Source organism: Aceticella sp. 75b-Ac, from assembly GCF_056032965.2.
The window spans coordinates 1,217,201-1,241,316 of sequence record NZ_CM190971.1 but is presented as its reverse complement, the minus strand read 5'-3'; the positions used below and the strand labels follow the sequence as shown (position 1 = coordinate 1,241,316).

Genomic DNA, 24,116 nt, shown 5'->3' with positions numbered 1-24,116 from the left:
TTGTATTTATATAAACATTGATATAATGTGGTTCTTTGTGCCAAGTCTGCCAAGGGGACGTTTTGTTTGCCGGATGGAAAACAAAACGTCCCCTTATTGCGGTTAAGTGTATCGGAATATTTTTAATATTATGTTGTTTTTTAAAAGATGAAATGATAGAATGAAGAATGGTAAATATTTTTAAATTAATGCAGCAGAAAAAGGATGAGAAATTAAATAAAAGAGGATTGATTTAAAATATTGTAAAATTTAAAATATATAATGAATATAAATTTAAGGTGATTTGAAATGGGAAATAAACTTGACTTGAACGTCATAAAGCCGATTGATGAGACGAAGTATTTATCAGCTGAAAATGCTTCGAGATACCGCCTTATCATGAGGTATTTTTATGAACAGTACCAAAAACTTAAATACTGGATGTACAAAGAGGATATATATGAGTATGTAAGACAATTTGATATATTTAATGATTATACACTTGAAAAATGTGAGCAGGATTTAAAAGCACTTACTGAGTGGAAAAACCTTATTGCGACACAGGATACAAGCAAAGCTTCTACAATTGACGAATTCAAAAATAAAAAATTCAGGTATCAGTTGAGCCCATATTCTATTGAGATAGAAAGAATGACAATCAGGCTTGAGGGTATTATTGGATATGGTGGTTCTCTCCAGCCATCTTTGTTTGAAAGGATTTACAGGAGTATCATAAATATAACCGATATGGCAAAAAAAGATGATTTGCAGGATATAAGCAGATGGTGGGAGGACTTGAATGCTGATTTTGAAAACATTTATCATAATGCTACAGATTACATTGCAAGCCTGCAGAGTTCTAATGCCGATGAACTTATGAAGTCAGAACAATTTATTATTTATAAGGACAAGCTTATAGATTATTTAAGAGACTTTATAAAAGACCTTCAGAGGTTTTCTATTGCAATCCAAAGTTTTTTACAGAAAGTTAATCAGGTTGATGTTAATTTGGTTATATATAAATTATGCCAATATGAAATGAGCATCCCGAGAATTGACCGAATTTTGAGTGACAATGAAATAAAAGAAGATTTGCTGGACAAATGGAACAATATATCTTTTTGGTTTACGGGATATAATTTTGAGGACAGTGAAGCTTCCCGCCTTTTAAATATATCCAATGAAATAATCAGAAAGATAACGATGTATGCTGCAAGAATAGCAGAAAACAGGATGAAATCTGTAAGCAGGAAAAATGATTATTTAATTCTTTCTAAGATGTTTGCAAATGCAAATACGTTAAAAGAAGCAAATTTATTGTCTGCAGCGGTTTTTGGCTCTTTTCATACAAGACATATAACGGGTGATTTTGAGAGAAAAACAGAAAGCATAACGCAGAGTATCTGGGAGGAACAGCCCTTTAAAATAATTATAAAGCCGAAGACAAGAAATTACAGCAGCACAACCAAAACAAGTGCGATTTTGGACAAAAGCAGTGATAAAACAGAAATATTAAAAGAATACCTTAATGATAAAAGATATGAAAATGAAATAATATCAAAATGTATTATAGGAAACAGGATATGCATAAAAGATTTGCCAATAGTAAAACCATTTGTAAGGGCGGCTTTGCTTAAATGGATAGGGAAAGCTATGGGTAGAAATGGGAAGACGGGGAAAACGGAAGATGGGAGGACATACAGGGTTCATATTCCGAAGGATGGTGAAAGGGCAATTTTAAGATGTACTGATGGAAACCTTGATATGCCTGCATTTGTAATAGAGTTTGTCGATTGAAGGTGGATGCTATGGAAGTACTGCAAATGCTTCTTGAAAATTTTTGGATAACTCGAAAGGATAGAGATAATTTTAATAAAATACGTGATGCTGAAGGCAGGCTCAGGCCTTTTATTGAAGAGAAGCTGGGATACAGGCTTATCATAAACCCATATATTATTAAACTTGAAAAAGTTCCTGGCGATGCTGAAGAATGGATGGGAATAGATGCATTTCAAACGCCAATGGACTATGCATTTTTATGTTTAGTGCTGGCATTTCTTGAAGACAAAGGGCCTGATGATCAATTTGTCCTGTCAAATATAACAGAATATATTGAGACACAGTATGATGGTCCGGATATGGTTGACTGGACACTTTTCCAGCATAGAAAGTCACTTGTCCGCGTCTTGAATTTTGCGGTGGATCTGGGCATTATTAAAGTCGACGATGGCGACCAGGAGAGGTTTTCAGATAGCAGGGACATTGAAGTTTTATATGAAAATACAGGTATTTCGAGATATTTTGCAAGAGCCTTTAACAGGGAAGTAACACATGATATGAATGTTAATGATTTTATAGAGGATGATTTTCCGCTTGACAGTCAGGATACAGTTGTTCAAAGGAGGCACAGGGCATATCGCAAATTGCTCTTATCGCCTGTTGTATACAGTGAAGGTCCGGATGACCAGGATTTTATGTATATAAGGAATTATAGAAATACTATAGCAAAAGATTTTGAGGAATATCTTGGCGCAAAGCTTCATGTCCATAAGACCTGTGCTTTTGTTATATATAATGACAATAAATACTTAAAATCGTGTCTTCCAGACAGAAATAAAAACATATCAGATATAATGCTTCAAGTGTGTATTGTGATACGAGAAATGATTTTAAATGGCGAACTTGCTTACAACTATGATGATACAATTGATATGACTGAGGCTGAATTTATAAATATAATTTTGGGTTTGAAGGATAGATTTAGCAGCGGCTGGTATAAATCATACAGGGAAATGAGTGAAAAGCAGCTTATTCAAGAGGTCATTGAAAATATGGAGAGTTTTAAGATGATAAAGAGGGATGAAAATTTACATTCTGTTAAGATATTGCCTATGGCGGCAAAATTAATTGGTGAATACCCTGCTGATTTTATAAAAGGGTAAGTCTTTTTATGTCATTCCGGATGAAGGCTCATCTTAAAATAATAGAATAAGGAGATTGTTATTAATGATTGAAAGATGGATGATTAACAGGATAGGGCTTCTTAATTTCTGGTATTATGATGATGAAATATTTGAGTTTGCAGATGGAAGGCTTCTTTTAAGGGGTGCCAATGGTTCAGGAAAGTCTGTCACAATGCAGAGTGTTATACCCCTTTTGCTTGATGCGAATAAAAGCCCGGAAAGGCTTGACCCATTTGGTTCAAGGGCAAGAAAGCTTGAAGATTATCTTCTTGGTGAGGAAGATATAAATGGTTTTGATGAGAGAACAGGTTATCTTTTTATGGAATTTAAGAGAGAGAAGAAAGATAATTACATCACAATAGGTATGGGATTAAAAGCAAAAAGGCATCAGAGTATGGACTTCTGGGGCTTTGTAATCCTTGATGGAAGGCGAATAGGTATTAACTTCTTTTTATATAAAATGGAAACAGGTGATGATGGGAAAAGAGTAAAAGTTCCATTTACCAAAAAAGAACTTAAGAACAGAATAGGGGATGGCGGGGAAGTAGTTGAAAGCCAGAAAGAGTACATGGAGATGGTCAATAAGCATATCTTCGGTTTTGACTCTATTGATGAATATGATGAACTTATAAAACTCCTTGTTCAGCTTAGGAGTCCGAAACTTTCAAAAGATTTCAGGCCAACTGTAATATATGAAATAATGAAAGCCTCGCTTCCATCACTTACAGATGATGACCTAAGGCCGCTTTCCGAGACAATAGAAAATATGGACCAGATTAAGATGCATCTTGATGAACTTTATAGAAATATGGCTGCCGTGAAAAAACTGAAAAATGAGTATGATAACTATAACAGGTACATCCTTTATGAAAAATCGAGTGATTTGATAAAAGCATATAACGATTTATATGCATCAAAAAAAGAATATGATGAGTTAAATAGAAATATGGAAACATACAGAATTACTATACAACAGCTTGGTGATGCCATTATATCACTTGAAAACGAAAGAGATGCAATGAAGAAGAAGGAAGAACAGCTTTCAAATGGTGATGCTAAAAGGACACAGCAGGAGTTAATTGAGGAAGAAAACAGGTTAAAGACATATATTGCCGATAAGGAAAAAAAAGACGGTGAGTTAAGAAATAAACAGGATAAATATTATGATTTAGAGAAAAAGTTAAAAAGCATTCAGGATGATAAGTATATACGTGATAAGCAAATTAAAGATAAATTTGACGAAATATCTTCAATTGCACAGGATATAGATTTTATGGAACATGAATTTTCATATAGCGAACTTAAAAAGGTATATGGAAATGAATTTGACTTTGGATACTGGAAAAGTGAGCTAAAAAAGCACAGGGAAAAGATAAAACATGCACTTAATGCATTGAAAGAAGAAGCAGAAGCGAACAAAAAATATGATGCTTCACTTGTTGAGCAGGAGCGGCTTAAGAAAGCTAAGGAGAGTAAAGCTAAGAATGTAGAAGAAGCAGAAAGGCAGTTTGTTGAAGAAAAAAGCAGATATGTTGAAAAAGTATACGACTGGTCGGAAAATAATATAGAGTTGAAGCTTAGTAAAGAAGAACTGGAAGGACTGAGCCGTGTTATACTTGCATATGGTGATAATACAGTCTTTGATGATATCATATCATATGTGAGAAAGCCGTATCAGGAAATATCAAACGGAATTCAGCAGGAAATCTTGAGGCTTGAAAACCAGAAAGAGCTAAAACAAGGTGTTCTTGAAGAAAAGATCAAATTGCTTGATGAATGGAAAAACAAAAAAGATCCTGAGCCGGAGAGGGATATACAGGTTGTAAATAATAGAAAAAGGCTCAAGACGGCAGGAATTCCCCATATTCCTTTATATATGGCAGTTGACTTCAAAGACGATGTTGATGAAATTACACGGGGGAATATAGAATCTGCGATGGAAGATATGGGCCTTCTGGATGCCCTTATCATACCCGGGAAATATTTTGAAAAAGCGCTTGAAATGGATAGTAATATGGCGGACAAATATATTATGCCGGGAACTTTCAACATGATGTTAAATGTATCGCAGTATTTTAATGTTGTTGATAATGAGGAAGGTGTTTCGGCTGAGGATATTTCGGATGCTTTAAGCAATGTATTTATATGCGAAGAAAACGGTACAACATATGTTGACCAGAATGGAACATATGGAATAGGTGTAATAAAGGGAAAAGCCAGAGATGGCATAAGACATAAGTACATTGGTTTTGAATCAAGAAAGTGCTACAGAGAAGAATTGATAAAGTCTATAGAGGAGGAAATACGCATTATAAAGGCGGAGATATCCTCAATTGACGATGAGATTAGTTCAAGGAAATTAAGAATACAAAAATTGGATTATGAATATTCAATATTCCCTGTGAAAGACGATATTGAAGAGGCGTATAAATATTTAAAAACGGCAAATGCTGATTATGAATACGCCTGCAATAAACTTGATGAGCAGTTATTAATAGTTAAAAGTTGTTTTGAGGAGCTTCAGAAGAATAAGGCAATTGTCAGGGAATTGACATCCTGTATCAATATACATGCTGATATTGAAACGTATACTTCTGCGTATGAAGATATAGAAGAATATAATGCCGGTCTTCAGGAGATAGAAATATCTTACAGTAAATATGTTTTGCTTATTTCAAATGAAGAAATGTTAATGCAACAAAAACAGGATATCGAATATGATATTGACAACTTAAAATATGAAATAAGCGTACTTGGGAGCAAAATACAAAATTCTGCTAAAAAAATTGAAATGCTAAAAGAGGTATTAAAAGAGCTTGGACTTGAGGAAATTGAAAGGGAGCTTGAGATTTGCTTAAGAAGGCTTGATGAAATACCGGATGAAATTACCGGTAAATCTGCTGAAAAAGCAAAGCTTGAAGAACGCCTTGAGAGAAATGCAAAAGACCTTTTAAGTCTTCAGGAAGAAATAAATTTAAAGCAGGATATTTATAATATTGCAGAAGAAGGTTTAAAGAGGGAATTATCGCTTGGTTTTGTTAAAAATGACGTTGAGATTGACAATATATTAAAATTAAGTAAAAATATTGTTTCTGAATACAGGATGGCTTTTGATAAAGCGGGTTTTGACAGAGAAAAATTCACAGGAAAACTTCAAAATGTATATTATGAATGCCGTAACGAGCTTTTAGAGTATGGACTTTCAATTGGATATATTTTTGATGTGGTTTCTACTTCAGATGACGAAAAGATAAAAGAAGCGGAGAATAAACAAAGGAGATTGCAGATTACGGCAAATATAAGCGGTAAAATTGTGTCGCTCTATACACTTTATTCTAATATTGAAGATGACATAAGAGCAAATGAGGGTCTTTTAAGGGATACGGACAGGCATCTTTTTGAAGAGATTATAATGCACAATGTCGGCATTAAGATAAGGGCAAAAATTTTTAAAGCCGAAGAATGGGTAAAGAAAATGAACCGGCTTATGTCGGAAAGGGATACATCAAGCGGGCTTAAATTTTTCCTTGAGTGGAAGAGCGTTGCTGCAGATAATGAACAGGAGCTTGACACAAAAGAACTTGTCGATATTCTGAAATCCGATGCTGACATGCTTAAACAGGAAGTATTTGATAAGGTCGTGAACCATTTCAGGTCAAAGGTAGACAGAGCCCGTAGAGTACTTGAAGAAAAGGATAATACGGAAACCTTCCACAAAATTATGAAAGATATACTTGACTACAGGGATTGGTTTGAGTTCAGGCTTTATTACAGAAAAGAAGGGGAAAACCGCAAAGAGCTTACGGATAGTGCCTTTAACAAGCTAAGCGGTGGGGAAAAGGCTATGGCAATGTATATACCTTTGTTTTCTGCGGTTTATTCAAGATATGAGGGTGCATCTCCATCTGCACCGCGGGTAATATCCCTTGATGAGGCATTTGCAGGTGTCGATGATACGAATATAAGGGATATGTTTAAACTGATTGAGGATTTAAGATTTAATTTTATTATAAATTCGCAGGTTTTGTGGGGAGATTACGATACGGTTCCTAAGCTTTCTATCTGTGAGCTTGTAAGGCCTAAAAACGCAGATTTTGTGACAGTTATAAGGTATTTATGGGATGGAAGGGTAAAACATCTTATGTTAGAAGCAGATGAGGAAGCTGCCATTATGCAAGTGGGTGCTGCTAATGGATAGAGAAGAACTGGAGTATTTTAAAAAGAAAAATGGATATCACAGAATTTTTCAAGCAATACGTGAAAAATATAGAAGTCTTGGCAGGATAGGCGGGGTTGTGAAGATTGATAACCTTAGAGATGATGAAAAAGAAATATTAATGAACCATTTAAAAAAAGATTACAGCAAAAAGAAATCTGCCAATATTGACGTGGCTAAGTTTGAGGAGTCGTTAAAATACACCCGCTTTGATGAATATACACTGATAGAAATACTTGAACACTATTTTGGCGAAAAACTTACCAGCAAAAAAGAGGATTTGGATGAATTTATAAAGCAGAGAGAAGAGTTCTTTAATGAGCTTTTCTCTAAATATGATGGTTTCAGATGTATTGATTGGCTGAAATCTCTTTATAATGGAACTGCAGTCGGCATAAGGTCAGTAAACCAGCGCTATATAAAAGATAAGGATGCATTAAAAACAGATATAATGTATGTATGTCATGCACTTAACAATCTTCCTGTATATAAAGGTGAAAAGAAGCGGCTCCCTGTATTTGCATCACAGATTACCCGAAACCCCCACAGCTTTGACTTATGTACAGAATGCGGTAGCGTGCTTAAAAACGCATTATGTACAATTATGGGCATGGACGAGGTAAAAGGTGCTGAAGAAATAGCAGAACTTTATTATAGTGCAGGAATACTCATCGATGAAATATCAAACTTTGTGATATTATCAGGGCTTACAGCATATAACGGTGATAAAGAGAATCATGTGTTCGTAGCTGCCTATGAAAATAAGGAAGTACTTCAGATTCCTCTTTTGAATTTAAGTAAAATTGATAGAGTAATAAGTCCGTTAAAAAAGGTATATGTAGTAGAAAATCCGGGTGTTTTTACATCATTGATAGATGCTGCTATAGAACTTACGCCGCTTATATGCACATATGGCCAGCCAAAACTGTCATCACTTATACTCCTTGATATGCTATATAAAGAAGGGACTGAAATATACTATTCAGGAGATTTCGACCCGGAAGGTCTCCAGATAGCGGATAGATTATGCAAAAGATATAAAGATAAGTTTCATTTTTTAAGGTATAGTGTGGAGGATTATTTAAATGCACTTTCCGGTGAGAGTATTAGTGATATGAGGCTTGCCAAACTGAATAAAATTGAGTCACCTGAATTGTATGATGTAATAAAAGAGATGAGAAAAATAAAAAAAGCCGGATATCAGGAGCTTATATTAAATGAGCTTATTGGGGATATAAAACAGGAAATACTCAATTAATAGGGGGATAATTTTATGACAGAAGAAAGATTAAGAGAAAAACTAAATAATTATGAAAAAGCTCTTTTACGTTTAGAAGAAGCTCTTAAAGAGGTAAATGTAAATCAATATGTTTATGATTCTGTAATTAAACGATTTGAGTTTACTTATGAACTGGCGTGGAAACTGATGAAAGCATTTATAGAATACAAAGGTGGTAATGATATTAAATTTCCCAGGGATATTTTTAAAGAGGCTTTTGCGACAGGAATAGTAGAGGATGGTGAGGTATGGCTTTCTATGATAAAAGACAGAAATCTTTCGAGTCATACTTATAATCAGGAAGGAGCAATAGAAATTTACAATCGTATTAAAAATTTATATTGGAAACATTTTAAAAACTTAGTTAAAACTATTGGAGGTGGAATTTAATAATGAAATTTGGTTTTAGTGATAAGTTGATTGATTCTCTAAAAAATATATTTGAAAAATACCCGGAAATAAAAAAAGCTGTTATTTATGGTTCTCGTGCAAGAGGAGATTTTAAATCAACCTCAGATATTGATATAGCGATATTTAATGAAAAAGATTTAAGTCCTGAACTTTATTTAGAAGTTGATGAAGCAGTAGGAATATATAAAACAGATATAGTAGAAGTTGGAAGATTACATAACGAGAAGTTACTTGAAAATATTTTAAAGGATGGTATTGAAATATATAAATCGAAGGATTAATACTGTAATTTTTATCCAATATCGCCTTTAAATATATTTGCTGATGATAAATTAAAAGGCATGCAAGTTTCATTTTTTGCATGCCTTAAGTCTTTCCAGATATATTATGGTCAATTGATTTAACGCTTATTTAATCTAAAACATATATGACAAAGATTTATGTAAGTGCTAAGATTAAAGCTTTAATTAATAAATAATTGCATAAATTAGCTAATGATTGTATAATATAATTAATTAAAGGAGGTGTTCTATATGATAGTTAATGCTACAGAATTTAAAACAAGAGCAGGAAAATATTTAGAAATTGTAGAAAAGGAAGAAATAATAATAACCAAAAATGGGAAAGAAGTAGCAAAGCTAGTGCCTATAATAAAGAATGGTACTCAAAATGCTGATTTTTTATATGGTTTATTATCAGATTTTGAGAATAAAGATATAACAAAAAAACAAATTCGAGACGAAAGGATAAATAAGAAATATGAAAATATTGATTGATACAAATGTCATTCTTGATGTTTTACTAAAAAGAGAGCCTTTTGCTGAAGATGGATATACTATATTTAAAATGGCAGATGAAAATGTTATAAAAGCTTATTTAGCTGCTTTTGCGGTTACAGATATATATTATTTTATTAACAAAAATCTTAATCACGACATTTGTTTAAAGGCTATTAAAGCATTATTTAATATTATGAATGTTGTGAGCGTAACAAGACAAGACATTGAAAAAGCAATGGCTCTTTCAGAATTTAATGATTTAGAAGATGCTTTGCAACTACAGTTATTAAAAAAGGTAAAAGGTAATTTTATAATAACTAGAGATGAAGAATTTCAAAAGTTAACTGATAAAGCAATTTCGCCTAAAGAATTTGTACAAAATACCAAAAATTTTAAAAATAAATAAATATAAGAATTGCACCTGAGTTTATAGAAAACTGAATTGCTAATATCTCAAAGGCTGTAAACGATTATAGAAAAATAAAACTGGAAACATTAAATCCATGTTTTATTATAGTATTGATACAATTTTTATTAAATGTTAAAATTAAAATATGGAAAAGTAGAAGGCAATTGATGTTATAAAAAAGGAAGGAGATAAGTATGAAGATTGGTGTAATAAGTGATACACATGGAGATTATAAATCATGGGAGAAGGCATGGGATTTTTTAAATGATGCAGATATTATTTTGCATGCTGGGGATGTGTTGTACCATGGACCGCGTAATCAGATTCCTGAAGGCTATGACCCTAAAAAACTTTCCAATGTTATAAATACCTGTTCTATTCCGATTTTGGTATCAGAAGGTAATTGCGATGCTTATGTGGACCAAATGATGCTTGATGTGCCTATACAAACACCTTATGTTTATTCCTTAATTAATGGGAAGAAATTTATGATTCAACACGGTCATAATATTTCTGATGAAGATATACATAAATTGGTTAAAAAATATAAATTAGATTATTTTATAACAGGGCATACACATATTCCTTTAATAAAAAAAATCGACGGTTGTATATTGATTAACCCCGGTTCAACATCTCTCAGCAAACGGGAAGATAAGATAAATTCAATAGGGCTTATTGAAGATGGAACTGTTCATATAATTAATTTAGAAACGGGAAAAGATATTTTAAATTTGTATTAAGACTTAAATACCTTCCAAATCAAAGTCAGGTATAAATTTATCAGATGCGCAATTGGCTTCCTGAACATATCCGTTTTTGAGTCCTATATCAAAGAAATAGTTTATTACATCTTCATATTCATTATGGGATATTTTTTTATTTATCTCAGGGAAATCACATGCCTTGTAATACGGGGTGTATTGCCCCATTAAACTTATATATATTTCTTCCGGCAGGTTTTCTTTTATCCATTTAAGTATTTTCTTTGTTTCTTCGATTTTTCCAGGCAGTATTAAATGTCTTATGATTAATCCCCTCTTGAGAATGCCCTTTTCATCGAATCGTGGAATACCAACCTGGCGGAACATTTCCAAAACAGCCTTAGATGCGTATTTGAAGTATTCCGGTGCTTTTGAATATTTTATTGAAACGGCATCTTCATAATATTTTAAATCCGGAAGGTATATATCTATTAACCCGCTCAGAGCCCTTAAAGCACTGACATTTTCATATGCATTCGAATTATATACAATGGGTATTGTCAAACCTGAATTTTTTGAAATAAGAATGGTATTTTTTATAGCCGGTATATATATCGTAGGTGAAACAAGATTAATATTATGTGCGCCTTTTTTCTGCAAATTTAAAAATATTTCAGACAATTTTTCCGATGTAACTTCTTTACCGAAATTTTCCTGACTTATTTTAAAATTTTGGCAGAATATGCATTTTAAATTGCAACCGCTGAAAAAAACAGTGCCAGAACCATTATTACCGCTTATGCAGGGTTCTTCCCATTTATGAAGATATGCCTTTGCAAGTTTTATTTTATCTGACATTTGGCAGAAGCCTTTGCTTAGCTTGCGGTTAATATTACAATTATGAGGGCAGATATTACATTTTTCAAATGTTGTCATAATAACACCTCATGATTAATTTTACTATATATTATTTGATTTTTATATACTGAAATTTATTTTTTTGGGATAAGTGGAGAAGATGAAGGTTTTGATGGTTCATGCCGCGGAGAATGGACGACCGTAATGCTGTTCATTATTATTTCGATTTCTTCTTCGTTATTTTTATATTTTTTTCTACATTCTACCCGAGGAACAACAACTGTTATTTCATGAGGTAAATTTATATTTATCTCCCTTTCCACTGTTATATTTAAACCATAAAGGGTTAAACTTACTTTGTCTTTACCTTTTTTTCTATTGCCGAGTATTTTCTTTAAAACATTTGTTAACCATTGAAATCCTTTCATAACCTTCACCTCCATTATATAATATGCACAATCTGTATATGTGTCTCATATATATTGATATATGACAGAATAAGACAAGAAAATTACAATAGGCTATTATATTTCCAATTTTCTACTATTGAAAATATAATAAAATGGATGTATACTTGTAGTGTCATTGAGAATCCTGGGAAGTTTGTCAACGGTATTTTGTTTTCAACCAACACTATGACATTGGGAATCTGAACTCCTTTATGGATGAAAAGCCTGCATTGACAGGACTTCAGAAATAAAGGATAGGATACCCACCTGCGAGAGCGGGCTTGAAAACATAACCGGACGGCTTCACGGGATGATGGTTTAAAATTCTATTTTATATATTGACATAATATAATATTAGTGATATATTTTTTTTGAAGGATATTTTGGTTTTTTGGGTAAAATTGATTTATTGGGTAAAAAGGAGGAAGTAAAAATGAATTTGCTTGACCCTATTGTTGGCGGTATTTTAAATTATATTGATAAGGATCCGGAAAAAAATCTCGACAGCATTGCAAACTTAATGTCAAAAGTCGCTATATTACCAGACCATAAGGAACAGATAGAAAACGTAAGAAGGTTTCTACATAATAAAGACAACAACTGGTATAAATTCACAATGAAAGGGCTTAAGAATATTGATAAAAATATTATTAAAAAATTAGTTTTGAATTTCTTTATAAATTGCAATTTCAAAGGTATTCCAAAGCAAAGGGAGATGGCGGAAAGGCTGGGGGTATCAGTACCGTGGGCAATTTTAATTGATCCTACTGAGGCATGTAATTTAAGATGTGTAGGATGTTGGGCTGGCGATTATGAACCACACAATCTTTCAAATGAAGTCCTTGATAGGGTTTTAACCGAGGCAGAACAACTTGGAATTTATTTTGTTGTTATGTCCGGCGGAGAACCGACCGTACGTTGGAAGGATATCGTTAAATTAGCTGAGAAGCATAATAATCAGGTATTTCTTCTTTTTACAAATGGAACCTTGATTGATGAGAAGGTTGCTCAAGATGTCAAACGTGTTGGGAATATTACCTTTGCAATAAGTATTGATGGATTTAGAGAGGCTACAGATGCAAGGCGTGGCGAAGGTACATTTGATAAAGTAATGCATTCAATGGATATATTGCGGGAAAATGGAGTGCTGTTTGGATATTCAACCACGTATACAAGAAAAAATACTGAGGAAGTCGGCAGTGATGCATTTGTGGATATGCTTATAGATAAGGGAGCTTATTTTGGCTGGTATTTCACATATATACCAATTGGCAAGGATGTGGATTATCAATTTATGGCGACAGCAGACCAGAGAAAGTACATGTATGAAAGAGCCAATTATATAAGAGAAAATAAGGAGCTTTTTGCGATAGATTTTTGGAATGATGGGGAGTATAGCGGTGGATGTATAGCAGGAGGCAGAAGGTATCTGCATATAAATGCAGCTGGTGAAGTTGAGCCATGTGCGTTTATACATTACTCTAATGTTAATATAAATAATGTAAGTCTTAAAGAAGCGTTACAGTCACCTATAATGAAATCATATCAGAAAAGGCAGCCATTTAATGCAAATATGTTAAGACCATGTCCGCTTATAGACAATCCGGAAAAGCTACTGGAGATTGTAAATGAATCCGGTGCACATAGTACACAACTTCACGATGATTCTGATATACGTAAAACCGTTGATGAATTAAAGAAGGTTGCTGATAAATGGGGTAATGTTGCTGATGACATATGGGAAAAGAAATATCATGATGTAAAAGAAGCTTGACTCATAGTTTAAAATACCTTAAGATAGATATGAAACAAGAAAAGATGGGGTGTTAAAGTGGCATTGACTAAAAGAAAATTAGAGTTTTTAAAGGTATTAATTAAATTATATGAGAAAAATAATAATCCGGTTCATTATATGGATGTAGCCGAAGCAATAGGGGTCAGTAAATGGACTGCTTATGACATATTAAATGAACTTGAGAAACTGGGATATGTCCAAAGGGAATATTATGTAAGTGCAGAGAAAACACAAGGCAGGTCCCTCCTTATGTATGTACCGGATAAAAGCGCATATGATTTTTTTGATGCCGACTATGCAAATGAATGGGACTCCATTAAAAAAGATTTATTTAATTCTTTAAAGAGGTTTGATGGGAAAAAGACCTTGGGAAATATAATGAAGGAAATATCTCATAACGATAAACCTTTAAACTTTTGTGCATATATTTTAACAACCTTAATGCTTAATATTAAGATTTTAGATTTAGTTTCAATAAACAATGTAAGAAATTCCTTATTGATGGTATCTCCTGATTCTTCCCTTATTTTTTTCACGGGGGTTGTTATGGGGATTTTATTGAACCATAGATTTAAGGATGATATACAAAAAATTATAGAAATAGTCGGTATTTTTCACGAGAATGTGAAAAAACTCAATACCGATGAGAAACAACTTTTAAATAATTTTTTAACAGAAAGTTTGAAAGAGGTTTCAAATCCTGTGTAGGCATGAGAGGATTCATAGCAATCTTTCGCATATTTAAGGCCGTAAGGCCTTTTTTGTATAATATAACGGGTGTATTAATTGGTTATGGAGGAGTTAACGTGAAATGTATTACAAAAGATGAGATTAGAGATTATGCTTCAAGCTGTGGGATAGACCTTATCGGTTTTGCCGAACCGGACTGTTTGGTGAAATATCATGATTTGCTAAAAGAAAGAGAGAATAAGAATTATAGCTGTCCAATAGAGGAAAAAAATTATGAAAAAAGAATAAATCCACGGTTGATTATGGATAACATTAGGAGTATTATATCAATAGCTGTATCATACAATGTTGATTATGTATATGAAAAGCCCCAAAAAGGCTATGGGATTATATCAAGAACATCATGGGGTACGGACTATCATGTTATACTAAAAAACAAGATGGATAAACTTGCTGGTTTTATTAAATCAAGGTGTCCTGATGTAGAACTTAAATGCCTTGTAGACAATAATCCGTTGCTTGAGAGAGCTATTGCATATAATGCAGGTATCGGTTTTTTTGGAAAGAACAGTATGATTATTAATGAGGAATATGGTTCATATATATTTCTTGGCGAAATATTATGCAGTATATATTTTGAACCGGATATACCTGTTGAGTCGAAATGCGGTGAATGTGAATTATGCTTAAAGGCATGTCCGGGGCAGGCAATTGTTGAGCCATTTAAGATTAATGCCAACAGATGTTTGTCCTTTGCAACTATAAATAAAGGATATCTCGATGATAAAACAGTTATAAAAATGGGAAGAAGGATATATGGATGTGATACATGCCAGAAGGTGTGTCCATATAATAAATGGGCGAAAAAAGTCTCAAGGTCTGAATTTATGCCTGATAAACTTAAACCTAAGCATGACCTTACAGATATATTAAATATGGATAATAAAAAATTTAAGCAGGTATTCGGACCGACTGCTTCTTCATGGAGAGGAAAGAGGACAATAATAAGAAATGCAATTATAGCCTGTGCAAATACAAATGAAAAAAATTGTATAAATACATTAAAAAAAATATTATATGGCGATAATTCATATTTAAGAGGGTATAGTGCGTGGGCATTAAGTATCATTGGAGGCAAAGAGTTATCAAAGGATATAAATGAGGTTTTAGGAAAAGAAGGAGATGAGAGGTCAAAAAAAATGATGATTTATGCACTAAAAAATTTGAAGGGTGATGTATTTGAGGATAACACGGGAAGAGGCATCTGAGGTTATAGAAATACTTCAGGAAAATTATCCTGACACGAGATCAGGGCTCCGTTTTAACAATGTATTTGAACTTTTGATTGCAACAATATTGTCTGCACAATGTACCGACAAAAGGGTAAATATTGTTACTGAAAGGCTTTTTTCTAACTACAAGACCCCTTATGATTTTGCCGATATGAATCAGGAGACCTTGGAGAAGGAAATAAAGGATTGTGGTTTGTACAGAAATAAATCTAAAAACATAATTAATACATGCAAAATATTATGTGAAAAATATAATGGTGAAGTACCGGATGAGTTAAGTAAATTGATGGAATTACCCGGCGTAGGACGCAAAACGGCAAATGTTATATTAAGCAATGGATTTTTAAAGGAGGCAATTGCTGTTGATACACACGTATTCAGGGTTTCAAACAGAGTAGGACTTGCCGACAGCAAGGATGTGTTTAAAACAGAAATGCAGCTTAGGGATATTATTCCGAAAAATTTATGGTCCAAATCCCACTATTTATTGATATATCACGGACGAAATATTTGTACCGCAAGAAAGCCAAAATGCAATATTTGTCCTATTAATCACATATGTTTATTTAATAAAAATGCAATGAAAATTGATCATTAAATGTAAATTTTGCAAGATAAAAGTTTATATTTTGGGGGAGGCAAAAATGGAAACTAAAGATAGAAAGGCAGATAGGAAAAAAATTAATTATTTTTATGTTATCATTTTAACCATAATAATTATATTATTTGCTGGTTCTATATCGTTGTCTTATTTTATTTTAAAACAGGATGTAATAACAAAAGGGGTTTATATAAATGACATTGATTTGAGTCATTTAACCAAACAACAGGCATTTGAAAAATTAAAGAACAGCTTGAAGCCGATGGAAAATATAGATATTATCCTTACATATAATGGTAAGCAATACAAGGTGCCGCAAGACAAACTTAAATTAAGCTACAACTATAATCAAATGGTTGATGATGCTTATAATATCGGAAGGAAAGGCAACTATTTAGAACGTTTAAAAACAATATATGAGACAGGTAAAAAGGGTAAGCGTTTAAAATATTATATGAAGGCTGACTATGCAAATTTAAATGGATATATAAAAGATATTGCCAAGGAAATAGATAGGGAGCCGGTAAATGCAAAAATCAGTATTAGAAATGGAAGTATCTCGCTTACAGATGATATACCGGGGCAAAAAGCAGATACTGATAAGGTTCTAAAGGATGTAGAAAAAGAAGTTGATGGCATGATAAAGGGGAATATAAAGGAAAATAAGGCTGTTATCCCTATTGCGGTGAATATGATTGATGCCAAAATAAAAAAATCTGCGCTTGAAATGATAAAAGACAAGGTTTCAACATTTTCAACGGTTTTTAATCCTGCCGATGCAAATCGAACAGAAAATTTAGCTGTTGCTGCAAAGGCTGTTAACGGTAAGCTTATTATGCCGGGGGATAAATTTTCTTTAAATAAAACATTAGGACCGAGGATTATAGAAAACGGATATACGGAAGCCCCTGTTATAATTAACAATAAACTTGAGCCGGGTATTGGAGGTGGAATATGTCAGGTTGCCACTACCCTTTATAATGCGGTATTAAGGGCAGACTTGAAGGTTGATGAAAGATATCATCATGCCTTTCCGGTCGGATATATACAGCCGGGGCAGGATGCCACAATATCCGGGGATGCGTTGGATTTAAAATTTGAAAATCAATTACAATATCCGATTTATATAGAAAGCTATATCACCAATAATAAATTTATTGTAAATTTATACGGATATTCCAGTGATAAATCGAAAAGAATTGAAATATATTCAGAAATTGTCGAAACATATACCCCAAAGATTGTATATATTGATGACCCTACGATGGATGAAGGAAAACAGCAGGTAGAGGTTCAGGAACATACCGGTTATAAGGTTAACACATATAAATTGATTTATAAAAATAATGTACTAGTAAACAAGGAATTTCTTTATACAGATGTGTATGATCCTGTTGACGGGGTAGTGAAACGGGGTACGAAAAAAACGTCTGTTACCGTTAAACCGGCAAGCTAAAACAACGAGTTTATCACTCGTTGTTTTCTTGCTTAATTTTTTTCCTACACTCGGGGCAATAGCCGTAGAAATATAATTTTTGTCCTGTAAGCAAATAATCTGTGTGTTTATTTACTTCCTTTAAAAGGTCTTTTAAAACATCTTCGTCAAGGTCATCAACACGATTGCAGCTTACACATATAAGGTGCGGATGTGACTTTACATTTGCATCATATCTGAAGCTGCCTTCACCTACATTAAGCTCCTGAACAAGACCAATATTTTTCAACATTTCCAATGTTTTGTATACGGTTGCAAGACTCATTGCAGGGAAATCGGCTGACAATTTTTTATAAATTGTTTCCGCACTTGGATGTTCTTTTGTGTTTTGCAAGACATTGATGATAGCAAGCCGCTGTGGTGTAACCTTTAGCCCGTTTTGTTTCAAGATTGTTAAAATATCATTCAACCTTATCCCTTCTTTCTACCTCTATTACAAATTAATAATATATATTTATTAATATTTTGTGTTTATATTATATAATTTTTGTTTGAATCTGTCAATTGATTTTATATAAATTAATTTTATAGTATAATTAAGGTATGGGAAGAAACTAAGGAGGGTATGTGATGGGGTACAAGTTAATTGCCATTGATATGGATGATACATTATTGACACATGACAAAAAGATTTCAGAAGGAAATATTAAAGCATTAAGGTTGGCTCATGAGAAGGGTATTCATATTGTAATTTCAACAGGAAGGATATATGCCTCTGCATATTCATATTCTGAAGTATTGGGTTTTAAACCTTTTATTATAGCCAGCAATGGAGCAATTATCAGAGATCCTGATAATAGGAAACTATATGAAAGTGTAATGGATATGAATGAAATTGTCCAATTAATCAGGATAAGTGAAAGATACAACACATATTACCATTTTTATAGTGATACTACTGTATATACGCCGGAGGTTTCAAATAAATATGAAAAATATGCCGAATGGAACAAATTATTTTCATCATTTTTAAAGGTTGATGTTAAGGAGATTGAAAATCCGCTTGTTAATGTATATAAATTAAATACAGCTATTGTAAAGTATGTAATATTTAATGATGATAATAATCTGATAAAAATAATTAGAGATGACCTTGGTGTTAAAAGTAACCTTAATATAACAAGCTCATATTTCAATAATATTGAAATTATAAATAAAGGGGTTAATAAAGGAAATGCTCTAAAAATACTGGGGGAATATTATAATATTGATAGGAGTGAAATGATAGCTGTCGGAGACAGTGAAAATGACCTTGAAATGGTGAAATATGCCGGACTTGGTGTTGCGGTTGATAATGCAATTGATCTTCTTAAGAATAATGCGGATTTTATCACAAAGTCAAATATGGATAATGGAGTAGCACATGTAATAGAAAAATATATACTATAAGGCATTTGTTTAAAGAGTATATCCAAGTACCTGCATATACTCTTTATGTTTTGGAGAAGATAGAGAAATAACAGGACTGATTGGGAAGTATGTTAAAATATTAATTATTTGAAAAATATACTAAAATAATATAAAATAAGAAATGAGAAGGGTTGTATTTCCAATTTTAAATGTTAAAAGTTTTTAATGCACCTTTGTGGTATTAAAATAAAAAAACATTAAGGAGGAGTTTCAAATGGCAGTAAAAGTTGGTATAAATGGCTTTGGAAGAATAGGAAGAAATGTTTTTAGGGCTGCTTTAAAGGGAAATGTTGATTTTGAATTTGTGGCATTCAATAACAGAACAGAGGCAAAGACATTAGCACATTTATTAAAATATGATTCAACATTTGGCAAATTTGATGGGGAAGTTTTTGCAAAAGACGATGCTCTTGTTGTGAATGGGAAGGAGATAAAGGTATTAAAAGAAGCTGATCCAGCAAATCTTCCATGGAAAGACCTTGGCGTTGATATTGTAATTGAATCAACGGGAAAATTTACCAATAGAGAGGATGCCTTAAAGCATATACAGGCAGGGGCAAGAAAAGTTATCATAACAGCACCTGCAAAAAATGAGGATATCACGATAGTTTTAGGTGTTAATGAAGAAAAATACGATCCAGAAAGACATAATATAATTTCTAATGCATCATGTACAACAAACTGCTTAGCGCCATTTGCGAAGGTACTACATAATAAATTTACAATAAAGAGAGGTTTAATGACAACGGTTCATGCATACACAAATGACCAAAAAATCCTTGACCTTGCACATAAAGATTTGAGAAGGGCAAGAGCTGCAGCATTATCAATTATTCCTACAACAACGGGTGCTGCCAAAGCTGTTGCACTTGTATTACCGGAATTGAAAGGGAAACTTAATGGTTTTGCAATGAGAGTTCCAACACCTGATGTTTCAATAGTTGACCTTGTAGCAGAACTTGATAAAACAGTAACAGTAGAAGAGGTTAATGCGGTATTAAAGGCTGCTTCAGAAAATGAATTAAAGGGTATTCTTGGATATACGGAAGAACCATTGGTATCGATTGATTTTAAAGGCGATTCAAGGTCATCTATTATTGATGGATTATCAACAATGGTTATGGAAGGCAATTTAGTAAAAGTGGTTTCGTGGTATGATAATGAGTGGGGTTATTCATGCAGGGTTGTTGACCTTGTAAAGTATATAGCTGATAGATTGTAATAAAGCCTATACCTTAATATTCGGGTAATAAAATTATTTTAATAGGAGGCTTACCATCTATGAAAAAGACTGTTAGGGATATTGATGTAGCAGGTAAAAGGGTGCTTGTAAGGGTAGATTTTAATGTTCCTATGGATAAAGAAAAAAATATAACGGATGATACAAGAATTAAAGCAGCACTGCCTACCATCAAATATCTTTTGAATAATAGGGCAAAGGTTATACTTGTGTCACATCTTGGAAGACCCAAAGGAAAGATAAATCCTGAATATTCTCTAAAACCGGTTGCAAAAAGGTTATCAGAACTTTTAAATAAACCTGTTATTATGGCAGATGACGTTATTGGAGAAGATGCGAAAGCAAAGGTGGTCGCCCTGAAAGAAGGAGAAGTGCTTTTATTGGAGAATGTAAGATTTTGCCCGGAGGAGGAAAAAAACGATCCCCAATTTTCAAAAGAATTAGCATCATTTGCCGATATCTATGTAAATGATGCATTTGGCACCGCCCACAGGGCACATGCATCAACAGCCGGTGTTGCGGCATATCTTCCCGCTGTATCCGGTTTCCTGATGGAAAAGGAACTGACTTTTTTAGGAGAAGCAGTTAAAAATCCTAAAAGACCTTTTGTTGCAGTTCTCGGAGGGGCAAAGGTATCTGACAAAATAGGTGTGATAACAAATCTTCTTGATAAGGTTAATAGCATTTTAATTGGTGGAGGAATGGCATATACCTTTTTAAAAGCACAGGGCTATGAAATAGGCAAATCTTTATTAGAAGAGGATAAACTTAGTTTAGCAAGGGACCTTCTTGAAAGAACAAAACAAAAAGGCGTTAATATGATGCTTCCTGTTGATACGGCTGTATGCAAGGAGTTAAAATCAGGAATACCGTATAAAATTGTGGATATAGATAAAATACCAAAGGATGAAATTGGTGTAGATATAGGTCCAAAGACAGCGGAAGAATTCTCTAAAATAATAAAAAATGCAAAAACAGTTGTTTGGAATGGACCTATGGGAGTATTTGAAATAAATGAATTTGCAAAAGGGACAGAGGCTATAGCTAAAGCAATGAGCGAATGCGCAGGCATTACCATAATAGGCGGAGGGGATTCTGCTGCTGCTGTTGAAAAGCTTGGATATGCCGATAAAGTATCTCATATATCAACTGGTGGTGGTGCTTCCTTAGAATTTTTGGAAGGCAAAGTTTTACCGGGAGTTGATGCTTTAAATGATAAATAAAAGAGGTGTTTTAATTGAGGAAACCAATAATTGCAGGAAACTGGAAAATGCATATGACACCATTTGAAGCCCAAAATCTTGCGAAAGAACTGATACCTCTTGTTAAAAATACAGATGTCGAGGTTGTTGTTATTCCCCCTTTTGTTGATTTAATTGATGTAAAAAAAATAATTAACGGAACGAATATAGACCTTGGAGCACAGAATATGCACTGGGAGGAAAAAGGTGCATTTACCGGCGAGATATCTCCGGTTATGCTTAAAGAAATAGGTGTTAAATATGTTATAATCGGTCATTCGGAAAGAAGACAGTATTTTGCTGAAACAGATGAGACAGTCAATAAAAAGGTTTTGTCTGCTTTAAATCATGGCTTAAATCCGATTATATGTGTTGGAGAAAGACTTGAGGAGAGAGAGAGTGGAAAGGCTTTTGAGGTCGTAAAAAAACAAACTGTTGCGGCATTTAAGGATATAGAAAAGGATATGGTAAAAGATGCTGTTATTGCATATGAGCCAATATGGGCAATAGGTACAGGCAGGACTGCTACTTCAAAGGATGCAAATGACGTAATCAAGGTGATAAGGGAAACAATTGCAAATTTTTATGATGAAAATATTGCCGATATGGTTAGAATACAATATGGAGGCAGTGTAAAACCTGATAATGCATCAGAACTTATGGCTGAAAGTGATATAGACGGGGCATTAGTCGGTGGGGCAAGTTTGAAAGCACAGGATTTTGCAAGGATCGTAAATTATTAAGGAGAGGATTATATGCCCAAAAAATTTGTAATGTTGGTGATACTTGACGGGTTTGGTATGACGGATAAAATAGAAGGTAATGCAATTTATGCGGCAAGAAAGCCAAACCTTGACTATTATTTTAAGACTTATCCGAATACAACACTGAAAGCAAGCGGCCTTGCGGTGGGACTTCCGGAAGGTCAGATGGGTAATTCTGAGGTGGGGCATCTTAATATTGGAGCAGGGAGGGTTGTTTATCAAGAGTTGACTATGATAAGCAAAGACATAGAAGAAGGCGGATTTTTCAGGAAAAAGGAATTCATTGATGCGATAGAGAATGTCAAAAAAAATGGGTCTAAATTACATCTGTTTGGTCTTTTGTCAGACGGTGGGGTTCACAGCCATATTACACATCTTTTTGCATTGATGAAACTGGCAAAGGAGCAGGGGCTTAATGAGGTATACGTACATGCATTCTTAGACGGAAGAGATGTTCCGCCTGCATGTGCCAAGATATATTTAGAGAAATTTGAAGAAAAAGCAGTTGAGATGAGTATTGGCAAGATTGCAACGATCTCGGGAAGGTATTATGCCATGGACAGGGATAAGAGATGGGACAGGACTAAGAAGGCATATGATGCTATTGTATTGGGAAAGGGTGTTTATGCAGATTCTCCGATAGAAGCAATAGATAAAGCATATGCTAAGGATGTTACAGATGAATTTGTAGAACCGACAGTTATATTAAAAAATGGAAAACCTGTTGCAACGATAAATAAAAATGATTCCATAATATTTTTCAATTTTCGTCCGGATAGAGCAAGACAACTGACTGAGGCTTTAATAAATGATGCGTTTAATCAATTTGAAAGAGAAAATGGCTATATACCTGTATATTTTGTTTCAATGACACAGTATGATGAAACATTCAAAAATATTCATGTCGCATATAAACCGCATATTTTAAAAAATACCCTTGGTGAATATTTAAGCAAAAATGGGATAAAACAATTGAGGATTGCAGAAACAGAAAAATATGCACATGTTACCTTTTTCTTCAATGGTGGTGTAGAACTGCCGAATAAGGGAGAAGAAAGGGTGCTTATCCCCTCGCCAAAAGTTGCAACATATGATTTAAAACCGGAAATGAGCGCATATGAAGTTACAGATGCTGTTATACCAAGGATTTTATCGGAGCAATACGGTTTTATACTGTTGAATTTTGCAAATTCTGATATGGTTGGGCATACAGGGGTTTTTGATGCGGCTGTCAAAGCAATAGAAACCATTGATGAATGTATTGGAAGAATAGTAAAGGCAGTTGAAAAGACAGGTGGTGCAATACTTATTACTGCGGATCATGGCAATTCTGAAGAAATGATTGACCCTGTTACAAAGAAACCCCATACTGCCCATACAACAAATCCTGTACCATTTATAATTATTGGTGAAGGTGATTTAGACCTAAGAAAAGATGGAAAGCTTGCAGATATAGCTCCGACAGTGCTTGATATAATGGGATTAGCGAAACCAGAGGAAATGACCGGGGAATCTATAATTAAAAGATAATATGGAAGGAG

General features: G+C 33.6%; 22 protein-coding genes and 1 other RNA gene. 20 read left to right on the top strand and 3 right to left on the bottom strand.

Features of this window, described 5'->3' with window-relative positions; translation table 11 throughout:
* Nucleotides 1-288: 288 nt before the first annotated feature.
* From AC0LWJ_RS06590 to yfcE, 9 genes are all read left to right on the top strand, one after another.
* Nucleotides 289-1,776, top strand: a complete 1,488-nt coding sequence (locus tag AC0LWJ_RS06590) for a TIGR02677 family protein (protein WP_474237416.1) — start codon at nt 289-291, stop codon at nt 1,774-1,776.
* 11 nt (nt 1,777-1,787) lie between these two features.
* A complete protein-coding gene (locus tag AC0LWJ_RS06585) occupies nt 1,788-2,921 on the top strand; it encodes a TIGR02678 family protein (protein WP_474237415.1) in 1,134 nt (377 codons plus the stop codon).
* A 64-nt stretch (nt 2,922-2,985) separates the two neighbouring features.
* Nucleotides 2,986-7,140, top strand: a complete 4,155-nt coding sequence (locus tag AC0LWJ_RS06580; RefSeq protein ID WP_474237413.1) for a TIGR02680 family protein — start codon at nt 2,986-2,988, stop codon at nt 7,138-7,140.
* On the top strand, nt 7,133-8,416 hold the full coding sequence (locus tag AC0LWJ_RS06575) for a TIGR02679 family protein (protein ID WP_474237412.1): 1,284 nt from the start codon (nt 7,133-7,135) through the stop codon (nt 8,414-8,416). Before AC0LWJ_RS06580 ends, AC0LWJ_RS06575 begins: the two co-directional genes overlap by 8 nt.
* A 15-nt stretch (nt 8,417-8,431) precedes the next feature.
* A complete protein-coding gene (locus tag AC0LWJ_RS06570) occupies nt 8,432-8,827 on the top strand; it encodes a nucleotidyltransferase substrate binding protein (protein ID WP_474237411.1) in 396 nt (131 codons plus the stop codon).
* 2 nt (nt 8,828-8,829) lie between these two features.
* Entirely contained in the window at nt 8,830-9,129 is a 300-nt protein-coding gene (locus tag AC0LWJ_RS06565; protein ID WP_474237410.1) for a nucleotidyltransferase domain-containing protein, read from the top strand.
* A 252-nt stretch (nt 9,130-9,381) separates the two neighbouring features.
* The gene (locus AC0LWJ_RS06560; RefSeq protein ID WP_474237409.1) at nt 9,382-9,624 is read left to right on the top strand and encodes a type II toxin-antitoxin system prevent-host-death family antitoxin; all 243 of its coding nucleotides are present in this window, start codon (nt 9,382-9,384) and stop codon (nt 9,622-9,624) included.
* A complete protein-coding gene (locus AC0LWJ_RS06555) occupies nt 9,608-10,033 on the top strand; it encodes a type II toxin-antitoxin system VapC family toxin (protein WP_474237408.1) in 426 nt (141 codons plus the stop codon). Before AC0LWJ_RS06560 ends, AC0LWJ_RS06555 begins: the two co-directional genes overlap by 17 nt.
* A 197-nt stretch (nt 10,034-10,230) precedes the next feature.
* Entirely contained in the window at nt 10,231-10,779 is a 549-nt protein-coding gene (gene yfcE, locus AC0LWJ_RS06550; RefSeq protein ID WP_474237407.1) for a phosphodiesterase, read from the top strand.
* Nucleotides 10,780-10,782: 3 nt separating this feature from the next.
* On the opposite strand, the gene AC0LWJ_RS06545 is transcribed toward yfcE, so the two are convergent.
* Nucleotides 10,783-11,676, bottom strand: coding sequence for a radical SAM protein (locus AC0LWJ_RS06545; RefSeq protein WP_474237405.1), 894 nt, complete (start codon nt 11,674-11,676; stop codon nt 10,783-10,785).
* A 56-nt stretch (nt 11,677-11,732) separates the two neighbouring features.
* Nucleotides 11,733-12,026: a hypothetical protein gene (locus AC0LWJ_RS06540; RefSeq protein ID WP_474237404.1), complete on the bottom strand. Its 294-nt coding sequence runs from the start codon at nt 12,024-12,026 to the stop codon at nt 11,733-11,735.
* Nucleotides 12,027-12,186: 160 nt separating this feature from the next.
* Here AC0LWJ_RS06540 and ssrS point away from each other — a divergent pair.
* The 6 genes from ssrS to AC0LWJ_RS06510 all read left to right on the top strand — a co-directional run bounded on the left by ssrS (nt 12,187) and on the right by AC0LWJ_RS06510 (nt 17,881).
* A non-coding RNA gene (gene ssrS / locus AC0LWJ_RS06535) (6S RNA) lies at nt 12,187-12,363 on the top strand.
* Nucleotides 12,364-12,480: 117 nt separating this feature from the next.
* A complete protein-coding gene (locus AC0LWJ_RS06530) occupies nt 12,481-13,821 on the top strand; it encodes a radical SAM/SPASM domain-containing protein (RefSeq protein WP_474237403.1) in 1,341 nt (446 codons plus the stop codon).
* A gap of 57 nt (nt 13,822-13,878) precedes the next feature.
* Nucleotides 13,879-14,550 carry a helix-turn-helix domain-containing protein gene (locus AC0LWJ_RS06525; RefSeq protein ID WP_474237402.1) on the top strand — a complete coding sequence of 224 codons (672 nt, stop codon included), beginning with the start codon at nt 13,879-13,881 and terminating at the stop codon, nt 14,548-14,550.
* 98 nt (nt 14,551-14,648) lie between these two features.
* Nucleotides 14,649-15,800 carry a tRNA epoxyqueuosine(34) reductase QueG gene (queG, locus tag AC0LWJ_RS06520; RefSeq protein WP_474237401.1) on the top strand — a complete coding sequence of 384 codons (1,152 nt, stop codon included), beginning with the start codon at nt 14,649-14,651 and terminating at the stop codon, nt 15,798-15,800.
* Entirely contained in the window at nt 15,772-16,422 is a 651-nt protein-coding gene (gene nth, locus AC0LWJ_RS06515; protein ID WP_474237400.1) for an endonuclease III, read from the top strand. Before queG ends, nth begins: the two co-directional genes overlap by 29 nt.
* 46 nt (nt 16,423-16,468) lie before the next feature.
* Entirely contained in the window at nt 16,469-17,881 is a 1,413-nt protein-coding gene (locus tag AC0LWJ_RS06510; protein WP_474237398.1) for a VanW family protein, read from the top strand.
* 13 nt (nt 17,882-17,894) lie between these two features.
* On the opposite strand, the gene perR is transcribed toward AC0LWJ_RS06510, so the two are convergent.
* Nucleotides 17,895-18,329: a transcriptional regulator PerR gene (gene perR / locus AC0LWJ_RS06505; protein WP_474237397.1), complete on the bottom strand. Its 435-nt coding sequence runs from the start codon at nt 18,327-18,329 to the stop codon at nt 17,895-17,897.
* Between the two features lie 161 nt (nt 18,330-18,490).
* Here perR and AC0LWJ_RS06500 point away from each other — a divergent pair, with 161 nt between their 5' ends.
* The 5 genes from AC0LWJ_RS06500 (at nt 18,491) to gpmI (ending at nt 24,105) form a co-directional block, all read left to right on the top strand.
* Nucleotides 18,491-19,309, top strand: a complete 819-nt coding sequence (locus AC0LWJ_RS06500) for a Cof-type HAD-IIB family hydrolase (RefSeq protein ID WP_474237396.1) — start codon at nt 18,491-18,493, stop codon at nt 19,307-19,309.
* Nucleotides 19,310-19,544: 235 nt separating this feature from the next.
* Entirely contained in the window at nt 19,545-20,552 is a 1,008-nt protein-coding gene (gene gap, locus AC0LWJ_RS06495; protein WP_474237395.1) for a type I glyceraldehyde-3-phosphate dehydrogenase, read from the top strand.
* 59 nt (nt 20,553-20,611) lie between these two features.
* Complete coding sequence (locus AC0LWJ_RS06490; protein WP_474237394.1) at nt 20,612-21,793, top strand: phosphoglycerate kinase; 1,182 nt, start codon at nt 20,612-20,614, stop codon at nt 21,791-21,793.
* Between the two features lie 14 nt (nt 21,794-21,807).
* Nucleotides 21,808-22,554 (top strand): triose-phosphate isomerase, encoded by a 747-nt coding sequence (gene tpiA / locus AC0LWJ_RS06485; RefSeq protein ID WP_474237393.1) that lies wholly within the window; start codon nt 21,808-21,810, stop codon nt 22,552-22,554.
* Nucleotides 22,555-22,566: 12 nt separating this feature from the next.
* A complete protein-coding gene (gene gpmI / locus AC0LWJ_RS06480) occupies nt 22,567-24,105 on the top strand; it encodes a 2,3-bisphosphoglycerate-independent phosphoglycerate mutase (protein WP_474237392.1) in 1,539 nt (512 codons plus the stop codon).
* The last annotated feature ends 11 nt before the right edge of the window (nt 24,106-24,116 follow it).